Origin of the sequence: Desulfovibrio sp. (assembly GCF_035644575.1) — a bacterium.
In the GTDB taxonomy this organism is placed as follows: Bacteria; Desulfobacterota; Desulfovibrionia; order Desulfovibrionales; family Desulfovibrionaceae; genus Desulfovibrio.
This window is the reverse complement of the sequence record NZ_DASQOG010000119.1, coordinates 1-3,001: the sequence shown is the minus strand read 5'-3', so window position 1 is coordinate 3,001 and position 3,001 is coordinate 1. Positions and strand designations below refer to the sequence as shown.

Here is a 3,001-nt window from a genome sequence, read left to right as displayed (position 1 = left end):
CCTAGTGCTTGCCCAGCGCCGCCATGACCTCTAGAGCGTCAGCCTGCTCTGGGTCTGTCTGTAAGGCGCGCAGGGCGTTATCTTCCGCAGCCTGTTTTTTACGCCAAGCAAGGTACATTTTCGACATTTTGCCAAAGGTGGAGGCATGCCCGCCAAACGTGCGCAGCACCGCCTGATACACCGCCTCGGCCTTTTCGTATTCCCGCAGTTCCATCCACGCTGCCACGGCCCCGGTGTAGGCCGAGGCCTCGCGAGGCTGAATGGTCATAGCTTCCTCATACATGGCGGCGGCTTCGGCAAATAGCCCGGCAGCGGCAAAAATCTGGCCCATCTGCAGGCGGATGCCGTCCTCGTCGCCAAACTCTTCCACTATACGCTTCAAAAAAGCGCGCCCCTTGGCAACCTGCCCCTCGCGCAAGAAATCGAGCCCGCTGCTGATAAGCTGCTTTTTCCGCTCCAGCCGGGCCTCCGCCTCCTGCTGCACAGCTTGCTCTGCAGCAGTTTGCAGAATTTTTGCCAACCCATCCAGCACGGTTGAGAGCGTGGCTTCCTTGCCCGCTTGCAGGGTGATGCTGCGCGGCTTGCCCGTATTGCCGGGATCAAGCAGCGGTTGCAGGGCGCTATGGCGCACAATAGTCGCCAGGAATTCCCCGATCTGGATATCAAGTTCCGCCCTTGCCGAACGCATCAGTTTTACCCCGGCGAGGAGCCGCAAAGCCTCACTCATGGTCACAAGGGCGCGCTCAACCTCGTCACGCCGCAGATAGCCCATTGCACGGGCGATATTTTCCCTGATTTCTTTGGGAGCAGTAGTCAGCATGCCGAGCCGTCCTCCAGCCAGTGATGCCGCACGGTTTGAACGTTGCTTCGCAAAATCTGCAAGGCCGCATCCGGCACAAGAAAATCCACATTACGGCCAGTCAGCCAGAGCTGCCGCACCCGAGAGGCGCTCACAGCCAGCCACGGCATAGAAAGAAAATGCGCCAAGCCCCCCCCCGGCAAGACCATGCACGGGCAGGCAGGCAACAACGGAGCGCGCTCTGCGGCAGCGGGCCACAGGACTTTGGCAGCAGTGATAAAATCGGCAGAGGTATGCCCTTTGCGGGGCACAACCACAAAATGGCACAGCCGGGGCAGATCCAGCCCCTTATACCATGCGGAGAGCATGGCGAAATCCGGGCTGCCCAGAATAAAATACAGATCCATATCCGGCTTTGCCTCACGGTAGGCGCAAAGCGTATCCCACGTATACGACGGCCCCTGGCGCTGGGCCTCCATCCGGTTGCAGCGCAGCCAGGGCAAACCCTGAGCGCAGGCCTCTACCATGTCGGCGCGCAGATCAAATGGCAGCATGCTGCGCTGCGCTTTGTGCGGCGGTACAGCGCACGGCACCATATCCACACCCTGCACAAGGTCGCCCAAGGCCTCGCGGGCCTCGATGGCCAGCCGCAGGTGTCCCACATGGGGGGGGTTAAAACTGCCGCCAAGAATGGCTCTGCCCGGCGGGGGGGACGCCGCTTCCGTCATTTATCCGCGCACCTGCCCCTGGCCAAGCACCACAAACTTGGTGGTGGTCAGTTCGTCCACGCCCATGGGGCCGTAGGCATGCAGCTTTGAGGTAGAAATGCCGATCTCCGCGCCCAGGCCAAGCTGCCCGCCATCGTTGAAACGGCTGGAAGCGTTGACCGCCACCATGGAAGCATCCGCCTCGCGCAAAAAGCGCATGGCGTGCTCGTGGTTGTTGGTGCAGATGATTTCCGTGTGGTTTGAGCCGTAGCGGGCAATGTGATCCAGCGCGGCATCCATACTCTCCACCACGCAAACGGCAAGCACCAGGGCATGGAATTCCTGCCCGAGATCATCGGGCTGCTGGGCAGTGGCTGTCGCGCCAAGCAGGGGCAGCGATTGCGGGCAGGCGCGAAATTCCACACCGGCAGCGCCAAGCTTTGCCGCCACCTTGGGCAGAAAATCCTTGGCCACGTCACGGTGCACCAGCAGGCATTCCAGAGCGTTGCACACGCCGGGGCGCTGCACCTTGCCGTTAAAAACAATCTCCGCCGCTGCGTCCAGGTCGGCATCCGCATCAATATACGCGTGGCACACGCCCTTGAAGTGCTTGAGCACGGGCATGGTGGCAGCCTCGGTCACGGCGCGCACAAGGCCCTCGCCGCCGCGCGGGATGATTACATCAATATAGCGGTCGAGCTTGCACAGGGCGTTGACGGCCTCGTGTCCAGGTATGGACACAAGCTGGGCCGCATCGGCGGGCAGTCCCGCCTGGGCCAGTGCATCGCACAGGGCCTTGGCAAGCGCAATGTTGGAGCGCAAAGCCTCGCTGCCGCCGCGCAGAATAACCGCGTTGCCAGCCTTGATGCACAAAATGGCGGCGTCGATGGTCACGTTGGGGCGCGCCTCGTAGATCATGGCGATCACGCCCAGCGGCACGCGCATGCGGCCCACAAGCAGGCCGTTGGGGCGCTGCCACTGGCGTTCCGTAGCGCCCACAGGATCGGGCAGATTGGCCACGTGACGGCAGGCGGCGCGCATTTCGTCCATGATGGCAGGGGTAAGCGTCAGGCGGTCAAGGCGGGGGGCATCCTGCCCGGCGGCACGAGCCGCAGCAAGGTCTTCCGCATTGGCGGCCAGAATTTCGGCCTCCCGCTCCTGCAGCAGTTGCGCCAGCCCAAGCAGGGCTTGCGTTTTGGCATCGGGGTGGGCCTTGGCTATGGCCCTGGCCGCTTCCTTTGCCCGCGCGCCGAGGCGCGACATTTCTTCTGCAGGCGTCATGCATACTCCTTATTGTATTGGCCGGGGCCGCGCAGGCAGCCTGACCAGAGGATATTTGTTTTGACAGAGGGGCTGATTCTGGCCTAAGAAAAAAGCTTCCGTCCAGCTCCGCCGATCATGGAACGCGCAGGGCAAACGCGCGGAAAAACTACGGCGGTTCCGCCTCCCTAAGGAGTTTTGATACATGAATCCGCAAAAGAATCAAGGCGCAGAG

3 protein-coding genes are annotated in these 3,001 nt (G+C 62.0%); all 3 read right to left on the bottom strand.

What is annotated here, in order from left to right; translation table 11 throughout:
* Position 1 precedes the first annotated feature (1 nt).
* From VEZ52_RS06670 to VEZ52_RS06660, 3 genes are read right to left on the bottom strand one after another with little or no spacing between them, the layout of a single operon-like run.
* On the bottom strand, positions 2 to 820 hold the full coding sequence (locus tag VEZ52_RS06670; protein WP_324836125.1) for a tetratricopeptide repeat protein: 819 nt from the start codon (positions 818 to 820) through the stop codon (positions 2 to 4).
* Positions 814 to 1,527, bottom strand: coding sequence for a nicotinate (nicotinamide) nucleotide adenylyltransferase (gene nadD, locus VEZ52_RS06665; protein WP_324836124.1), 714 nt, complete (start codon positions 1,525 to 1,527; stop codon positions 814 to 816). The genes VEZ52_RS06670 and nadD overlap by 7 nt, the downstream gene beginning before the upstream one ends.
* Positions 1,528 to 2,787 (bottom strand): glutamate-5-semialdehyde dehydrogenase, encoded by a 1,260-nt coding sequence (locus VEZ52_RS06660; protein ID WP_324836123.1) that lies wholly within the window; start codon positions 2,785 to 2,787, stop codon positions 1,528 to 1,530.
* Positions 2,788 to 3,001 lie beyond the last annotated feature (214 nt).